The organism is Micromonospora sp. WMMD812, from assembly GCF_027497215.1.
Classification (GTDB): Bacteria; Actinomycetota; Actinomycetes; order Mycobacteriales; family Micromonosporaceae; genus Micromonospora.
On record NZ_CP114904.1, the window covers coordinates 3,544,525 to 3,560,951 of the forward strand.

General features: G+C 73.1%; 12 protein-coding genes. 1 reads left to right on the forward strand and 11 read right to left on the reverse strand.

Annotation, left to right across the window (positions count from 1 at the left end; translation table 11 throughout):
• Positions 1-33 precede the first annotated feature (33 nt).
• Together O7603_RS16225 and O7603_RS16230 are read right to left on the reverse strand one after the other, a co-directional pair.
• Positions 34-2,313, reverse strand: coding sequence for an EAL domain-containing protein (locus tag O7603_RS16225; protein ID WP_281576550.1), 2,280 nt, complete (start codon positions 2,311-2,313; stop codon positions 34-36).
• 164 nt (positions 2,314-2,477) lie between these two features.
• A complete protein-coding gene (locus tag O7603_RS16230; RefSeq protein WP_281576551.1) occupies positions 2,478-3,005 on the reverse strand; it encodes a winged helix-turn-helix domain-containing protein in 528 nt (175 codons plus the stop codon).
• A gap of 99 nt (positions 3,006-3,104) precedes the next feature.
• On the opposite strand from O7603_RS16230, the gene O7603_RS16235 reads away from it, so the two are divergent.
• Entirely contained in the window at positions 3,105-4,040 is a 936-nt protein-coding gene (locus O7603_RS16235; protein WP_281576552.1) for a S41 family peptidase, read from the forward strand.
• 188 nt (positions 4,041-4,228) lie between these two features.
• Here O7603_RS16235 and O7603_RS16240 read toward each other — a convergent pair whose 3' ends face one another.
• From O7603_RS16240 to O7603_RS16280, 9 genes are all read right to left on the reverse strand, one after another.
• Positions 4,229-6,439 carry a tachylectin-related carbohydrate-binding protein gene (locus O7603_RS16240; protein WP_281576553.1) on the reverse strand — a complete coding sequence of 737 codons (2,211 nt, stop codon included), beginning with the start codon at positions 6,437-6,439 and terminating at the stop codon, positions 4,229-4,231.
• A gap of 144 nt (positions 6,440-6,583) precedes the next feature.
• Positions 6,584-8,083, reverse strand: coding sequence for a hypothetical protein (locus tag O7603_RS16245; RefSeq protein ID WP_281576554.1), 1,500 nt, complete (start codon positions 8,081-8,083; stop codon positions 6,584-6,586).
• A complete protein-coding gene (locus O7603_RS16250; RefSeq protein ID WP_281576555.1) occupies positions 8,080-9,180 on the reverse strand; it encodes a hypothetical protein in 1,101 nt (366 codons plus the stop codon). The genes O7603_RS16245 and O7603_RS16250 overlap by 4 nt, the downstream gene beginning before the upstream one ends.
• Complete coding sequence (locus O7603_RS16255) at positions 9,177-10,583, reverse strand: MFS transporter (protein ID WP_281576556.1); 1,407 nt, start codon at positions 10,581-10,583, stop codon at positions 9,177-9,179. The genes O7603_RS16250 and O7603_RS16255 overlap by 4 nt, the downstream gene beginning before the upstream one ends.
• A 237-nt stretch (positions 10,584-10,820) precedes the next feature.
• Complete coding sequence (locus O7603_RS16260) at positions 10,821-11,726, reverse strand: CHRD domain-containing protein (protein ID WP_281576557.1); 906 nt, start codon at positions 11,724-11,726, stop codon at positions 10,821-10,823.
• 357 nt (positions 11,727-12,083) lie between these two features.
• Positions 12,084-12,965 carry an SRPBCC domain-containing protein gene (locus O7603_RS16265; protein WP_281576558.1) on the reverse strand — a complete coding sequence of 294 codons (882 nt, stop codon included), beginning with the start codon at positions 12,963-12,965 and terminating at the stop codon, positions 12,084-12,086.
• Positions 12,958-13,515: a helix-turn-helix domain-containing protein gene (locus O7603_RS16270; protein ID WP_281576559.1), complete on the reverse strand. Its 558-nt coding sequence runs from the start codon at positions 13,513-13,515 to the stop codon at positions 12,958-12,960. Before O7603_RS16270 ends, O7603_RS16265 begins: the two co-directional genes overlap by 8 nt.
• A 139-nt stretch (positions 13,516-13,654) precedes the next feature.
• A complete protein-coding gene (locus tag O7603_RS16275; protein WP_281576560.1) occupies positions 13,655-14,998 on the reverse strand; it encodes a class I SAM-dependent methyltransferase in 1,344 nt (447 codons plus the stop codon).
• A complete protein-coding gene (locus tag O7603_RS16280) occupies positions 14,995-16,395 on the reverse strand; it encodes an FAD-binding oxidoreductase (protein ID WP_281576561.1) in 1,401 nt (466 codons plus the stop codon). The genes O7603_RS16275 and O7603_RS16280 overlap by 4 nt, the downstream gene beginning before the upstream one ends.
• Between the last annotated feature and the right edge of the window lie 32 nt (positions 16,396-16,427).

Consider the following 16,427-nt stretch of genomic DNA (forward strand, 5'->3'; position numbering starts at 1 on the left):
GAAACCAGGCTCCCGCCTGCCGCTACGTGAGGGTCAAGTCCGATTCTGGCCCACCGCGGCGGGCTGGTCCGGCCGCCCGTAGAGGTAGCCCTGACCGCGTGGGCAGCCGATCGCCGCGATCGCCGCGTGTTGCCGCTCGGTCTCCACCCCCTCGGCCACCACCGACAGGTCGAACGCGCCGGCGAGCCGGGTCACCATCTCGACCGTCGCGTATGCCCGGTCGTCGGCGGAGTCGAGCCGGGCCACGAACGAACGGTCGATCTTCAGCTCGGTGGCCGGGATGCGGTGCAGGTAGCTCAGCGACGAGTAGCCGGTGCCGAAGTCGTCGATGGCGATCCCGATCCCCAACTCGCGCAGCTGCCGCAGCCGGTCCAGGACAGTGTCGCTCCCCTCGATCAACGCCGACTCGGTCAGCTCCAGCGTGAGCGCGCGGGGCGCCAGGCCGGCGGCCGCGGTCGCGGCGGTGACCGTGGCGATCAGATCCGGCCGGCGCAGGTGCGCGGCGGAGATGTTCACCGCGACGGTCGCGTCCGGCGCCCGGCCCCGCCAGGTCGCGGCGGCCCGACACGCCTCGTGGATGACCCACCGGTCGATCGGCAGGATCAGGCCCGCCTCCTCGGCCAGCGGCAGGAACCGGGCCGGGGTCAGCACCCCCAGCCGTGGATGCCACCAGCGCACCAGCGCCTCCGCGCTGCGCACCGTCCCCGTCGCGACGTCCACGATCGGCTGGAACTCCAGGCGAAGCTGCCGCTCGTCGACGGCCCGGCGCAGGTCGGCGATCAGCTCGGCCCGGGACACCGCCGACTCGCGCAGCAGCGGCGTGCAGATCCGGTACGCGGACTTGCCCGCCGCCTTGGCCGCATACATCGCGATGTCCGCGTCACGCAGCAGGTCGGTGTGGGACGCGTGCTGCGGGCCGTACTCGGCGATGCCGATACTCGCCGACGGGTGCACCCCGACGTCCTCGTCACCGTCGGAGGGTTGCAACGCGTCGAGCAGCCGTTCGGCCAGCCGCTGCGGCGACACCGCCCGTACGCCGTCGACCAGCACCGCGAACTCGTCGCCACCGAGCCGCGCGATGGTCCCGTCGCCGTCGACCGCGGTCTGCATCCGAGCCGCCAACCCGGTCAGCAGCGTGTCGCCGGTGGCGTGCCCGAACCGGTCGTTGACCTGCTTGAACCCGTCCAAATCGAGCAGCAGCACGGCCACCCGGCCGTCGCCGCGCAGCGCCCGGCGCAGCCGCCGGGTGAACAGGAGCCGGTTCGGCAGCCCGGTGAGCTGGTCGGTGTACGCGAGCCGCCGCAGCCGGGCCACCAGCCACAGGTTCTCGTTGGCGGCCAGCCCCTGCCGCACCGCGAGTGCGGCCAGCAGCGCCATCATGCCGACGAAGATCAGCTGTGGGGTCTGCCCGGTCGGCTGTCTGGCCAGTACCACGGCCACGATCGCCCCGCCGACCGGCAGGTACGGCAGCGCCACCCGCCACCACGGCGGCAGCGGCACGTCCGCGGTGTCGTCCGTGTCGGGGCACGTCGGCGGGGGTGGGTACCGGGTGGCCGCGACGATCAGCAGGTAGCTGAGCGGCCAGCAGACGTCGACGGGGTGGCCGGAGAAGTAGTCGCCGCGCACGGCGAGCGACACGTACGCGGTGTCGGCCAGCGCCCGGGTGGCCAGGCTCGCCGCGATGAGCGTCATCGGCCGCCACATCGGCCGAACCGGACCGGCGACCGCCACCAGGATGGTGAGCTGCATCAGGTCGAGCATCGGGTAGAGCAGTCCCAGGGTGCGGACCGGATCCGCCAGGTCGGCCTCGGCGACGTCCCGGAACACCACCACCCAACCGATCGGCACCAGGGCCAGACCGACGATCACCCCGTCGAGCAGGGTGCGGGCCCGGCCGACCGCGGTGCGGGGCGCGGTGAGCGAGCAGAGCAGCGCGGCGGTCCCGGTGAGGATGCCGGCGGTGAACACCGCCCCGATCAGCGGGGTGTGCGGCAGCTCGCCGCCGGCGACCCGCTGCACCGTCCACAACACCCGGCCGGCCGCGGCGAGCGCCATGGTGGCGGCCAGGAGCACCCAGAACCGCCGCAGCGAGGGCGGGTGCCGATGGGCGGCGTCCAGGCAGGCCGCCGTGGCCACACCGGCCACCAGCAACGCGCCGAGATCGCTGACCAGGGCCGCGCCGGGAAGTGCCGCCACCAGCCAGAACGCCTCGAGGAGGACGACGGAGCCGGCGGCGAGGAGACCCGCGCGGCCGGCCGCGGCGACCCTGGACGGCGCGCTGGCCGGCGAAGGCTCAAGCTCCTGCGGCGACACGGTCGCTCCGGCTCCCTCCCGTGCGGGCACCTCGACGGCACGGACCGGTCCCCGGCAAACCACCGCAGCCTAGCCAGCCCGTGGGTGCGCTCGCCAGGGCCGACCGGCGCGTCCGGTGTTGTCGGAGGTCGCATCCCCGACACCGGGGCGAAAGGACGGTCCGTTCAGGACGGTGGCGGGGTGCCCTGCCGGTAGAGGCTGACCAGGACACCGTGGCGCGGCTCGTCGTCGCCGGCCTCCTCGGCGTCCTCGACCAGAGCGAGCAGGGCGGCGCGCAGCCGCTCGGCCTGGGCGGCGGTCAGCCGCAGGTGCCGCAACTGGAGCAGCGGTTCGTCGGGGGCGGCGGCGATCTCCTCGGCGACGGCGCCCAGCAACGCGGCGGTGGCGCCGGGGTGGCCGGGCGCGACGCTGAGCCGCCGGGCGCAGCGCTGGTAGTACTGCTCGGTGCCGCCGCGCACCGGCCGGGTGTGCACCACCCGCACCATGCCGGCGTCCCGCAGCACCTTCAGGTGGTGGGCCACATTGCCCTTGGCCGCGCCGAGCGCGGCGGCGAGCTGGCTGATCGTGGCCGGCCGCTGGCCGAGCGAGAAGAGCAGGCGCTGGCGGAACGGGTGGCCGAGCGCTTTGAACTGCTCGGGAGTGGTGACTTCCAGCAGCTCGTCGAGCGGACGGTCGGGAAGCGGGTCGGCCATGCCAGAAAGTGTCTAGCCCTCTTGACGCTTTGTCAATCGTCCTGATCTACTGCTCAGCACCACAACGGACCGGACATCGCCGACAGGCAGGAGACCGCCATGCGCCAGGCCGAGATCACCGAGGTCGTCGAGCGGACCGCGACGCTGGTCGACGAGCACTACGTCTTTCCCGACGTCGCGGCCCGGCTGGCGAGCCTGCTCACCGACCACCTCGCCGCCGGGCATTACGCCGCCGCCGAGGACCCCCGCGCACTCGGGGAGCTGGTCACCGCGGACCTCCAGTCCGTCAACAACGACCTGCACCTGCGGCTCAAGCACCACGACGAGCCACTGGCCGACCGGGATCGGGACCCGGACGACGACCGCATCATCCGGCTGGCCGCCAGCACCATGGGCGGGATCGGGCGGGTGCAGCTGCTGGCGGGCAACGTCGGCGTGCTGGAGATCCGGCCGTACCTCTTTCCGCCGCAGCTCGCCGGTGACCAGATGACCGCGGCGCTGCGGCTGCTCGCCGGCACCGACGCGCTTCTGATCGATCTGCGCGAGAACGTCGGCGGCACCCCCGAGATGGTCGCGCTGCTCTGCGGCTGGCTCTTCGACGAGCCGACCCTGCTGCACACCATGTACGACCGTGCCGGCGACCCCGTCCGCCAGTCCTGGAGCGCCGCCTACCTGCCGGTCCCCCGATACGCCCCGGACAAGCCCGTCCACGTGCTGACCAGCCGCCGCACCTTCTCCGGCGGCGAGGAGCTGACCTACAACCTCCAGCAGTTCGGCCGGGCCACGGTGGTGGGCGAGCGGACCGGTGGCGGGGGGCACCCGCGGATCGGCTTCCGGGCGCACGCCCATCTGGAGGTCACCGTCCCGGTGGCCCGGCCGGTCCACCCGGTCACCGGCACCAACTGGGAGGGCACCGGCGTCACCCCCGACATCGAGGCGCCGGCCGCCGAGGCCCTCGACGTGGCACACCGGGCCGCGCGGGCCCGCCTCGACGCGGTGTCGTCCACCGCGCCGCTGGCCACCGCCCCACGCTGAGCCATCGCCCGATGAACCAGCGCGCCGCACCGCCCGGTCGCACGGGCAGGATCGCACGGCTGCGGCGACGGCCGGGAGAGAGACCGCGCCCCTGGCCGACGCGGTCGTCGGCTCGGCCGGTTCACCAGAGTGCGGGCCGCCCGTGATCGGGCGGCCCGCACCATCACTGCGGTCGGTCGGTCAACACGTCACCAACGGCGGGTGCTGTCCGGCCAGGAGTCGTACGGGCGGGCGGAGAGGATCGGGTCCCAGCCGCCGCTGACGGTGCCGGCCGGCACGTACGCCGCCACGTCGCTGCCGTTGCGGTCGTAGGGGGTGCGGTCCAGCCAGCCGGTCAGCACCCCGTTCGCGTCGCGGCGGTAGTAGTGGCCGCCACCGGGCGAGAGGAGCGAGGTGTATCCGCTCCACCCGGTCGTCACGAGGTTGGTGCGGCGCCAGATGTTGCTCGCGTCGATCTCGTACTGCACGAGGTTGGTGCCCGCCGTGGCGATCAGCTGGTTGCGGCCGGTGGCGCCCAGCGTCGGCAGGCTGAAGCCGTCCGCGGGGGTGCCGTCGCCGTTGTAGACCGGCCACCCCGGCAGGTCGGCGGCGACCGGCTTGGCCTTGTTCACCTTGTAGCGGCGCAGGAACCCGCCGGCGGTGCCGAAGAGGGCGCCGTTGCCGTCGTACACCAGCCGGTCGTGCGTCCAGCCGCCGGCGAGCGACTCGGTGCGGGTGAAGACCAGCGGGTCGAAGCTGGTGACGTCGACCCGGTAGACCTGGCTGGCCGTGCTGGTGACCAGCAGGGTGTCCGAGTTCAACGTGGCCATCGCCTTCGGCGTGAAGCCGAGAGTCTGCTGCGACACCGTGGCGACCCGCTTGAGCCCGGTGACCGGGTCGAAGGCCGTGTACGACAGCCGACCGTCCGCCTTCGTGCCGAAGACCGAGACCAGACCGGCCCACGGCCGGGCGGACAGCAGCACCTGGTTCCAGCCCGAGGTGCTCACCGGGTCCGTCGGGAAGCTCTGGAGGTCGGCGCCGCTGCCGTCGACCGGGTTGGCGTCCCGGTAGCGGTCCAACCGGCCGGTGGCGGTGCGGGCGTAGTAGAGGCCCCCGCCGGGGGAGACGACCTGGGTCGGGCCGGCCCACCCGGTGGTGGCCAGCGGGCTGACGGTCCAGCCGACGCCGGTCGTGGCGTTGCCGTAGACCCGGTAGGAGAGCAGGCGCCCGTCCGAGGTCGTGCCGAGGATTCGGCCGGCGGCCGGGGACGTGATGGTCTTCTGGCTGAACCCGGTGTCGATGGCGGTGGCCCAGGTCAGGTCTGCTCCGGTCGGCTTGGCGCTGGTGATGGTGCGCCGGTAGAGCTGGTTGCTGGTGCCGTTGATGTAGTAGAGCGAGCCGTAGCCGTCGTAGGTCAGCCGGTTGTAGGCCGACCAGCCGTCCGCGATGTCCGTGGCGGTGAAGGTCAGCGGGTCGTTCCCGGTCACGTCGATCCGGTACAGGTTGCCGGCGGCGTCGTTCATGAGGATGGTGTCCGCGTTCAGCGTCGCCATCGCCTTCGGCGTGAAGCTCAGGGCCGCGGTCGAGGTCCGGTTGGCGCGCAGGTCACCGGTGACGGAGTCGATCACGCCGTAGGTCAGCCGGTTGTCGGAGTTGACGCCGAAGATCTGCACGTCGGCGAGTTGCTCGCGCACCCAGGCGCCGAGGTCGTCGACCCGGGTGGCGGTGGCCCCGTCGCGAGTCTCCGTCTCGCCCAGGCAGCCCTTCTGCCAGGAGGACGCGGCGACCGCGACCAGCTCGACAGTGCCGGCGTTGTCGCGGAACGCCGGCCCGCCGGCGTCGCCCTTGCAGAGGGTGGCGCCGGCGGACGCCCCGAGCAGGCCGATCGAGCCGCCGGTCACCTCCTGGACGGTGAAGGAGCCGCGGTGCAGCCGGTCCGGCACCCACTCGGTGGATGTCCGGCCGTAACCGGTGACCGTGAGCGTCTCGGTGGCGGTGGGCGCCGTGGTGGACAGCGCCACCGGCGGGACGTCGGTCACCGGCGCGGAGAGCCGGGCCAGGGCGAGGTTCCGGCCGGGGTGCGGCACCACGTGGGTGACGGTGCGCTGTTGGCCGGCGGTGCCGGTGAGGTCCGTCCGGCCGACGACCGCGGTGGTCGGCCGGGCCGGCGCGCCAGGCGCGGTCGGCGGGGTGTCGACGGCGAAGCAGGACCGGGTGGTCAGCAGCCAGTTCTGGTCGACCAGCGCCCCGGAGCAGGAGCGCAGGTCACCGAAGGTGATCTTCGAGCTGAAGCGGTACGTGCCGTCCGGCACCGGATCGGCGGCGGCGATCGCCGAGGCCGATCCGCCACCGAGCAGTCCGGCGGCGAGGGTGGCGCCGACCAGGGCGGCGCCCCAGCGGCGGGCGCGACGAGCTGACAAAGCAGGCCCCCGTGTCTCGAGTCATGAGCCCCGGACGGACCGTTCGTCCGGGCCAGCGAATGTTATCGAGAGATGCGAATTCGTGTGGCTCCCGCGTGCATAACACCCACTCCTGGCGATCTCCACACACTGCGCACCGGAGCGTCAGGTCCACTCCTCCGCCGGGTCGCCGTCACCGCTGCCCACGCCCGACGGCGGGCCGCCGTGCGTCCACGGTGTCTCCTCCGGCGCCGGGAAGGCGGCGGACGGCAGGAACGCGTCCGACAGCGTCGTGTAGCAGAGCCGCTCCCCCACCTCCGGCACGCTGCCTGGCGCCGCGGTCAGCCCGCGCCCCATCCCGCCGGAGAGCTCCAGCACCACCTCGGTCTTGCCGTCCGCCGGGGTCACGAACACGACCCGGGCCTTCTGCCCCGGCCGGGCCGGCGAGGAGAGCGCCGCGCCGACCGGCACCAGCACCGGTTCGGTGGTAACCAGCTGGATCCGAGGACGCAGCACCGGGCGCTTGCCGCTGTCGTCGACCCGCTTCGGGTCGGCCAGGGTCACCTCGCCGACGAACGCCTCACCGGTCAGCCGGTGCTCGGCCATCACCAGCGGGTCGTCGTAGGCGCGCTGGACCGCGTACGAGGTCAGGGCCCGTTCCAGCCGGTGCAGCCGGGCGGCCGCGGCCACCGGGCCGTCCCGGCGCGGTTGCGGGCCGCCGCCCGCGTCGACGTGCTCCGCGTGACCGGTGAACGCGTCCCGGTCGCCGGCCCACCGGCCCTCGATGCGGGCGCCCGGTGGCAGGCCGCGCAGCAGTCCCACGCCACGCCACATCAACTCCCAGGTGGGCGTCAGCTGGTCGCGGAGCAGGCCCTCCAGCGCCGCGTACGCCTCGGCGCGGGCGCTCGGGTCGTCGTCCGCCTCGGCGTACGCGGTGATGGCCGAGGCGAGGCGGTGGTTGTCGAAGTCCGGGTCGGTCGCCGGGCCGGCCGGCGGGTGCGTGTCCGGGTCCTCGGCGCGGGCCGCCGCCTCGGCACCGCTGAGCCCGGGCGGCGGGTCGATCCAGCCGAGCAGGGCCGGCAGGTGCAGGTCCTCCACCGCGCTCTGCCCGGTCGCCCAGTGCAGGGTCATCGCGTCGGTCATCGCCAGCAGCGCCGACGAGCCGGGATGCTCGGCCCGCTCGGCGAAGAAGGTCAGCCAGCGCCCGAGCAGCGGCACCGACGGGGGCACCGGGTAGTCGCCGTCGGTGCGGCGGAACCGGGTGGAGCGGCCGAGCAGCCGTAGGAAGGTGATCCCGGCCGGGTTGGGCACCAGCAGCTGCGGGGCGTCCACGTACCGGTGGCGGACGTCCCGGCCCCGGTCGACCGGCACCGCCTCGCTCACCCCCCGGTGCGCGTCCAGGTGCGGCAGGACGATCGCGGCCAGCTCCGCGGCGAACCGGTAGCGGTGGTCCCGGTTGCGGGGCTGCGGCACGACCAGCAGCCGCGGCTCGTCGGGCGTCGCCCCGACCAGCGCGGCGAGTGGGGCGTTGGCCTCGCCGGCGAGGGCGAGCGGCACCAGCACCAGGGGCCGGTCGTGCAGGTGCAGGTGCCGGACGGTGGCCACCGGTTGGGCCACCCCGGCGGCGACGGCCTGGGCCTTCGCGAGCGCGCGCAGCGTACTCATGCCGGTGCGGCGAGTGCGTCGGCGCGCAACCGGGCGGCGGCGCGCAGCAGCGCGGCGGCCTCGGCCTGTTCCGGGTCGGGGGTGCGCTCGCCGGCCGCGAGCGCCAGCGCCTCCGCCACGGTGGCGATCCCGCCGAGCGACTCGCGGACCGGCCGGCCGAGCACGCCGGTGCCGCCCCGCGCCTCGTGCCGGCAGAAGTACGCCAGCTCGCACGCGGCCAGGCACTCCGGCGCGTAGCGGGCCTCCACGGTGGACAGTGCGGCGAGCAGCGTCGCCGGCTCGGCGGTCAGGTCGGCGGTGAAGTCCTCCGGCACCGTCGCCAGCAGGTCGTCGAGCCGGGCCATCCGGTCCAGCTGGCGGCGCAGCACCAGCAGCTGCTTGCGCACGTCGAGCAGGCTGGCGACCGGCCGGTTGGCGAAGTCGCGCGGGCAGACCAGCACGACCTCGTGCGACACCAGCTCCCGGTCGTGGCCGGCCGAGGCCAGCAGCTCGCGCAGCGCCAGCACGTACACGGCGGACTGGATCGCGGCCGCGGACACCTTCGCCGGGTCGGCCTGCCCGTCGATGACCGGGAACGACTTGACCTCCACGACGTGGAACCGGCCGGCGAGGCGAGCGGCGACCAGGTCGGGTTCGAGGTGCACGCGCCGGCCGGCGACCTCCAGGCCGAGCAGCGGGTGGTCGAAGAGCGCCGCCGGCTGGTCCGCGCCGGCGGGCACGGCGGCGGTCAGCAGTTCCCGCGACCGGGCGTGCCGCTCGGGCAGGTCGTCGTCGGCGCCGAGGTCGGTCCAGTCGGCCCGGTCGCCGGGCTCCACACCGAGCCGCTCCGCCACCAGCCGGAGGAGTTCGGCCCCACCGTCGGCCTTGACCTGCGCCTCGAACGCGTTGCCCCGGGTGATGGCGAACCGGGACTGACCGAAGCGGGCGGGAAAGCCGATCCGCTCGGCGAGCTTCGGCTTGTCCACGCCCGCGCCGTCCAGCACCGCACGCCGGGTGCAGCCCGGGTTGCCGGTCAGCGCGGCGATCGTCCGCGCGTTGTGCCGCCGGGGCGCCGCGCCACCCCGGATGGCGGCCAGTCGCTGCTCGCTGCTCGTCATGATCCGCCACGATAGGCGGTCAACGCCCCTTCGGCCGGTGTGGCGCTCCGCCCGCGCAGCAGCAGCGCCGTGACCGCCGCCGCGAGCACCGCGAGGCCGGCCATCACCCAGAGCACGGTCCGCAGGCCGCCGGTGAAGCCGGGGTCGGCGAGCCGGCCGGCGGTGGTGCTGGCGAGGACCGCGCCGGCCACGGCGATGGCGATGGTCTCGCTGGCCAGGCGGGCCGTGTTGATCATGCCGGCGCCGGTCGCCGCGCGGCTCGGCGCCACGCTGCCGATGGCCAGCTGGTCGAGCAGTCCGATGGAGAGGCCGACCCCGACGCCGATGCTGAGCAGCGGGCCGGCCAACCCGGCGGGGTGGCTGTGCGGGCTGAGCACCGTGGCCCAGGCCGCGCCGAGCGCCACCACGGCCACCGACACGACGATCACCAGCGCCGCCGGCACCAGGCGGGTCAGGACCCCGGTCAGCAGTGGCAGGACCAGGGTCGGCGCAGTGAGCAGGATCAGCGTCATCCCGGCCGCGCCGGGCGTCAGCCCGACCACCGTCGTGAGGTACGACGGCAGGTAGACCAGCAGCGGCACCAGCACGGCGACGATGGTGGCCGCCGCCAGGCAGATGCCGAGGAAGCGGTGGCTGGCCAGCAGGGCGAGGTCGAACATCGGGTCGGCGCGCCGGCGCTCCACCCGCACGAAGAGCGCCAGCAGCACGCCGGCGCCGACGAACGCGGCGACGATGCGGGGGTCGGACCAGCCGAACTCGGGCCCCTGCACGAAGCCGAAGATCAGCAGCAGCAGCGCGGCGGTGAACGAGACGGTCCCCGGCCAGTCGATCCGGCCGGCCTCCGGCGCCCGCGACTCGGGCAGCAGCGGGACCAGGGCGAGCACCACCACCCCGGCCAGGGCCGGCACGGCGAACACCGCCCGCCAGCCGATGGTGTCGATGAGCAGCCCGGCGATGGAGGGGCCGAAGGCGAGGCCGACACCGATGGTCGTACCGAAGATGCTGAACGCGCGGGCCCGCGCCCGGCCGTGGAACGTGCCGGCGAGCAGCGCGGACGCGCTGGTCGCGGCGGCGGCCGCGCCCACACCGGCGAGCGCCCGTGCGGCGTCCAGCAGCATGATGTCGCCGGCCGCCGCGCCGAGCAGCCCGGATCCGGCGAAGATCGTCACCCCGACGGCGAAGACCCGGCGCCGGCCGAGCAGGTCGGCGAGCGCGCCGGTGGCGAGCATGAAGCTCGCGAACGTGGCGTTGTAGCCGTTGACCACCCACTGCACCGCGGCCAGCCCGGCGTCGAGGTCGCGGCCGATGTCCGGCAGGGCGACCGACGCGCCGGTCAGGGACACCGGCAACGACAACGTGGACAGCAGGACGGCGACCAGCACGACGGCCGGGTGGTTGCGCAACGATTCTCCCCGTTTGGACGGCAGCCCCTGAGCGTAAGCGCCGCAGGTGGTGGCGAGCCCGATGCGGGTGGAAGATCACACCCTTGCTGGGGCTGCCAGTCGGCGGCCGCTCAGCCAACGGGGGAAAGCGGGCGCCCGGTCACCCGGGCTGCCTCCGCAGCGCTGACGCCGCGTACGGCTGAGCGCCCGGCCCGTAATGCCGGGTCGGGCGTTCAGCCGATCGGGTGAGCGCGACGGTCAGCCGTTGCTCTTGTCCTTGCCGTGGTCGTCCTTGTCCTTGTCGTCCTTGCCGTGGTCGTCCTTGTCCTTGCCGTGGTCGTCCTTGTCCTTGCCGTCCTTGCCGTGGTCGTCCTTGCCGTGGTCGCCCTTGTCGCCGTGGTCGCCCTTGTCGCCGTGGTCGTCCTTGTCGCCGTGGTCGTCCTTGTCGCCGTGGTCGTCCTCGCCCCGGCCCCAGTCGTCGTCGTTCCAGCCCCAGTCGTCGTCGTGACCCTTGTCCCGGTCGTCGCTCTCGACCTGACCGCGGATCTCGCCGTTCGGGTACTTCTTGGTGTGCACGTTGATGTACGTGACGCCGGCCTTGATCGCGTCGACGAGCTCGTCGAACTCGCCCGGCTCGATGCCCTGGTCGGCGGGGCCGACCACGTCATCGGGCTTGATGGTCCCTTCGATCTTGGCGGGCGCCTCGGGGCAGGACTGGGTGTCCTTGGACGCGTGGCCACCCTTCATGTCCTTCAGGTTCGAGCACAGGAACACGGCGATGCCGCCGCTCTGGTGCCGCCCACCGAAGTGGATGTGCGCCTGCTGGACATCCTTCAGGTCCTCGTAGCTGAGCAGGAACTTGATCTCCTTGTCCCGCTCGTCAATCTTGGCCTCGAATCGGCCGGAGCCCGGCGTCGAGATCGTCTTCGGGTCCTCTTCGTAGCCGCTGAGCTTCGCCCGCACCGTCTCCAGGTCGTCCCGTTCGTCACCCCGGTCCCGCCCGTCCCGGTTGCCCGCGTCTCGCCAGTCGAAAGAGTCGTGCGAGTCGTGCGAGTCGCGGGAGTCGCTTCTTCCGTCGCCCATGGCCGCACTTCCCACGGCGGTGGCCGCCACCGCGGCGCTGACCGCCATCGCCACCGCCCACAGTCGGGTACGTCCCACCATCACTGCTGCTCCTTCCCTAGATGACGCCTGGGCCCGGATTCGCCGACGGCGATGACCATCCGTGGGGCGCGCAGGCGTGAAGGCGCCGTTCACCGTGGATTGGGAGTCCTTGAGAACTTCGGCACTCGGCCGGGTCGACGCCCCCTTTGGTGAAAGTTTCCCACGTTTTGGCGGATACGGGTGGCGGCTTCCCTGATCCGATGGTCAGGGGTAATAAGGCACCGGATCAGGTGATATGCCGCTGCTCATGCCACAAGGAGTGCGCCGGGACGGTAAGGGCGACCCCAACCGGTGCCCGAAAACGCATCGCCCCCTGCCACCACAGCGAATGCGGTGACAGGGGGCGAGGCCCACACCTCAGCCGGCGGCGGCCGCCGTCTCCGGCTGCGCTCCGGGAACCTCCTCGGCGAGCCAGATCGGAGTCCAGTCCGCCATCTCGTGGTAGCGGCGCAGCTCGGCCAGGCCCGCCACCGACCCGGCCCAGGCCGCGTACGGCGGGTTGGTCTCGTCGAAGCCGCTCTGCACGAACGTGAGCTTGGTCTTCCCGCCGGACTCGGCCAGCTCCCAGGTGGTCACACCGGTCGGGCCCCAGTCGACCGAGACCTTGCGGCCCGGGTCCACGTCGATGACCTTGGCCGCGTAGCCGGCGTCGAAGCCACCCATGGCGTAGCGCCCGCCGACCCACGGCTCGATCCCGATCGGGTAGCCGAACCACGCGCTGGCCTGCTCGGAGTCGGTCAGCGACTCGTACACCGTGGCCATCGGCGCGTCGATCAGCAGCTCACCCCGGAAGTCGGCGGAGGTGAAGTCGACCTTCGGCAGCTGCGGCCGGCCCTCCAGGTGGGCAGCGAGATTGGCGATCGACAGGCTCCAGTACGTCTGGAGCACACCCCGGATGCTTCCGGTGCCGCTGATCGCCTCGGCGAAGTCGAAGTGGCTCTGGCTGAGCGTGAGGATGGTCGCCTCGGCGCCGTCGGCGCGCAGGTGGAGCTCGCTGGTGGTCTCGACGCCGCCCAGCAGCCAGGCGAAGCGCACGGTGTCGTCGTCGGCGTGCAGCAGCCGCTGGTGCGGCGCGTCCCCCTCGGGCGTGTAGCGGCCCCAGAACTCGTACCGGCGCGGCAGCTCGACCTCGGCGTGCTCGGCCAACCAGACGCGCAGCTCCGCGGGGTCGGTGACGGCCCGGCGGACGGCCTCGATCGGGGCGGCCAGGCGGGCGCTCAGCTTCATCGGTTCACTCACGGTCTTTCCCCTTCGGGTAACAGGCCACGGCGAGCTTGAAGGCGTCTCCCTCGGCGCCGCCGTAGCGGGTGAAAAGGTCCTGCAGAGCGGTCTGCAGGTCGTGCAGGAACTGCTGGCGTTGCTCCGCCGGCACCCGGATCTCGCCGGACACCCCGACCGAGGGCAGCTCGGGCGCGGCGCGATCGAGCGCGGCGATGTCGGCCTGGACCTCCTCCATCAGGTCGAGCAGGTAGCCCAGGCTCAGTTCGTCGCGCGCCCGGCGTAGCCCGATCCGGCCGACGAGCCGGGGCGAGAGCCAGTAGGACCGGGCGGCGGCCTGGTAGATGCCCTCGGTGATGCCGCGGACCTTGCGCTCGGCGACGAGGTCGACGAGGCCGGCCGCGACCAGTTGCTTGACGTGGTAGTAGACGCGCTGCGGCGTCTGCTCCAGCCGGGCCGCCACCTCGGTGCAGGTGCGCGGCTCGGCCAGCTGCCGCAGCACCTCCACGCGCTGCGGCTTGAGCAGGGCCTCGGCCTGCTCGATCTGCTCCAGGTACAGGACATCTCTCATGGCAAAATCAGTTTGTACGTACAAAGCGATTTTGTCAATCGGTTCGAGGAAGGGCCGCGCGGGTCGCGCGGCCCTTCCGTGGTGTCAGCCCGCCGGGAGAAGGCCGCGCACGGGCGGTCTTCTCGTCAGCGGGTGGTGCTCAGGGCAGCCAGTCCGGGCGCAGCGGATATCCGTTGCGGCCGTCCGGCTCGTTGCGGGTGGCCAGCACCTGGTGCAGCTGGATGCCGTTGCGCTCGAACGCCAGCCGTGACCCGGCCATGTAGAGGCCCCACACCCGGGCGGTGCCCGCGCCGACCTCGGAGACGCAGAAGTCCCAGTTGTCCACGAGGTTGCGGCACCAGCCGGCCAGCGTCAGTGCGTAGTGCTGGCGCAGGTTCTCCTCGTGGTGCACCTCCAGCCCGGCGTCGTGCACCTCGCTGATCACCCGGCCCGGGCCGGCCAGCTCGCCGTCCGGGAAGACGTACCGGTCGATGAACGCGCCGGAGCGGTGCGGCGCCCGGTTGTCCGCGCGGGTGATGCAGTGGTTGAGCAGCCGCCCGCCCGGACGGAGCCGGTCACGCAGGAAGCCGAAGTAGGCCGGGTAGTTGCGCACGCCGATGTGCTCGGTCAACCCGATCGAGGAGACCGCGTCGAACTGCTCGCGCGGCGCGTCCCGGTAGTCCAGGTGCCGCACCTCGGCCAGCTCGGTGAGCCCCTCCCGCTCGATCGCCGCCTGCGCCCACTCGGCCTGCGCCTGCGACAGCGTCACCCCGAGCGCCTTCACGCCGTACTCGCGGGCCGCGTGCCGGACCATGCCGCCCCAGCCGCAGCCCACGTCGAGCAGCCGCATCCCGGGCTTGAGCGCCAGCTTGCCGGCGACCAGGTCGTACTTCGACGCCTGGGCCTGCTCCAGCGTGTCGTCCGGGGACCGGAAGACCGCGCAGGTGTACGTCATCGACGGGCCGAGCACCTTCTCGTAGAAGGCGTTCGAGACGTCGTAGTGGTGCGAGATCGCGGAGCTGTCGCGGGCCCGGGAGTGCCGCAGCCCGTTCATGACCCGCCTCCACCGCGGCTGCGCCTCCTGCGGCGGGGCGGGCGGCGGGAGCAGCCGCTCCCAGCCCAGCCCGCGCACCAGGGCCAGCCCCTCACTGAGCGGCGGCACGCGCAGCCGCAGCTCGTCCTTCAACACCCGCAGCGCCTCGTACGGATCGCCCGGGTGCACCCCCTGCAACTCCAGGTCACCGCTGACGTAGGCGCGGGCCATGCCCAGGTCGCCCGGGGCGGTGAGCAGGTAGGACAGTCCTCGCTCGGAACGGATGGACAGGGTGATCCCGGCGTCGGCCGGGCCGACGGCGCTGTCGTCGTAGCCGGTGATCCGCACCGGAAGGTCACCGACGGTCACCGTGCGGACCACCTCCGCCACGGTCGGCCCCGGACGCCGGCCCCCCGCCGGCGGTGTGCCGGGGGCGCTCGTCGCCCCCTGGTCTCGGTCGGTCAGGCTCATGCTCGTGCTACCGCCTTCTCGTACAGTCCCGTGAACCGGTGCTCCGGGTCGTAGCGGTCCCGCACCGCACGCCAGGTCGGCCCGCCGTAGAGCCGGTCGAAGGAGTCCCGGTCGTAGTACGCGTCGGAGTAGAGCGACTTGTGCCCGCCCAGCTCCGACACCTCGCGTTCGATCGACCGGTTGACGTCGCCGTCGGCGGCGCCCTCGGTCATCGGCACGCTCCCCCAGAAACCGATGTTGACGTAGTCCTGCCCCGCGTGCAGCGGATACAGCGGCCAGGACCGGGCCGAGCCGGGACCCGCCGGCTCACGCAGTCGCAGTGGGCAGAGCCAGACCGGGGTCATCCCGACGCTGCCCGCGAACCAGCGCAGGAAGTCGGCCGTCCGCTCCAGTGGGATCTCCACGTCCTGCACCACCCGCTCGCGGGTGGGCTGGCCGCGCAGCCGGTCGATCCGGGCGGCGACACCGTACTGGTGCTCGAGCCGGACCAGCCGGTGATAGACGTCGCTGCGCCGCAACCGCGCCGGCCAGAGCCGGCGCACCACCGGGTGCTGCACACCGAACGCCGCGGAACACCAGAACCAGTCGGTGTCCCAGCGCCAGAGATAGTCGTACGTGGTCAGGGTGTCGCGGGTGCGCCGGCGCAGGGACCGGTAGTAGATGTCCTGCCCGGTGTAGTCGCTGGGCCGCTCCACCTCGTCGGTGAAGGTGGCCAGCACCAGGTATGACTCCCCCGGGCTGAACATCACCCCGTCCATCGCGTCGACCGGCGACCCGGCCCAGGCCCGGGTGGCGGTCACCTCGCCGATCGCGTCGGTCAGGTCCTCCAACCGGGTGAACCGGATGTTGCGCAGCGCCACGTAGCGGCGTACCGGTTGGAGCTCGATGCGCAGCCGGGTGGCGTAGCCGAGGCTGCCCAGCGAGTTCGGGAAGGCCGCGTAGAGGTCGGCGTGGTCGCCGTCCGGCCGGGCCGTGACGATCTCGCCGGAGCCGGTGAGCACGTCCAGCTCGGTCACCGACTCGTGCGGCAGACCGTTGCGGAACGAGGTCGACTCGATGCCCAGACCGGTGACCGCGCCGCCGAGGGTGATGGTGCGCAGCTGCGGCACCACCAGCGGCATCAGGCCGTGGGGCAGGGTCGCGTCGACCAGGTCCTCGTAGGTGCACATGCCCTGCACGTCGGCCGTGCGGGCCTCCCGGTCCACGGCGAGGACGCCGGTCAGGCCGCTGACGTCCAGGCCCGGGGTGTGCACCGCGGCGCGGGGCCGGAACAGGTTGGAGGTGCGCTTGGCGAGCCGGACCGGCTCCCCGGGCGGCACTGCCGCGTACGACCGCCGCAGCAGGTCCACCGCACTGTCATGGTCGACCGATTCATGATCCACACGGACGGCGCGCATGTGATCACTGTACGCTCCTCGTTGCCCGAAGC

Bases quoted from the DNA above. Each gene is read 5' to 3' on its own strand.
- O7603_RS16270 (WP_281576559.1), bottom strand. From the start codon at position 13,515: ATGAGAGATGTCCTGTACCTGGAGCAGATCGAGCAGGCCGAGGCCCTG.
- O7603_RS16250 (WP_281576555.1), bottom strand. From the start codon at position 9,180: ATGACGAGCAGCGAGCAGCGACTGGCCGCCATCCGGGGTGGCGCGGCG.
- O7603_RS16245 (WP_281576554.1), bottom strand. From the start codon at position 8,083: ATGAGTACGCTGCGCGCGCTCGCGAAGGCCCAGGCCGTCGCCGCCGGG.
- O7603_RS16280 (WP_281576561.1), bottom strand. From the start codon at position 16,395: ATGCGCGCCGTCCGTGTGGATCATGAATCGGTCGACCATGACAGTGCG.
- O7603_RS16260 (WP_281576557.1), bottom strand. From the start codon at position 11,726: ATGGTGGGACGTACCCGACTGTGGGCGGTGGCGATGGCGGTCAGCGCC.
- O7603_RS16275 (WP_281576560.1), bottom strand. From the start codon at position 14,998: ATGAGCCTGACCGACCGAGACCAGGGGGCGACGAGCGCCCCCGGCACA.
- O7603_RS16230 (WP_281576551.1), bottom strand. From the start codon at position 3,005: ATGGCCGACCCGCTTCCCGACCGTCCGCTCGACGAGCTGCTGGAAGTC.
- O7603_RS16235 (WP_281576552.1), top strand. From the start codon at position 3,105: ATGCGCCAGGCCGAGATCACCGAGGTCGTCGAGCGGACCGCGACGCTG.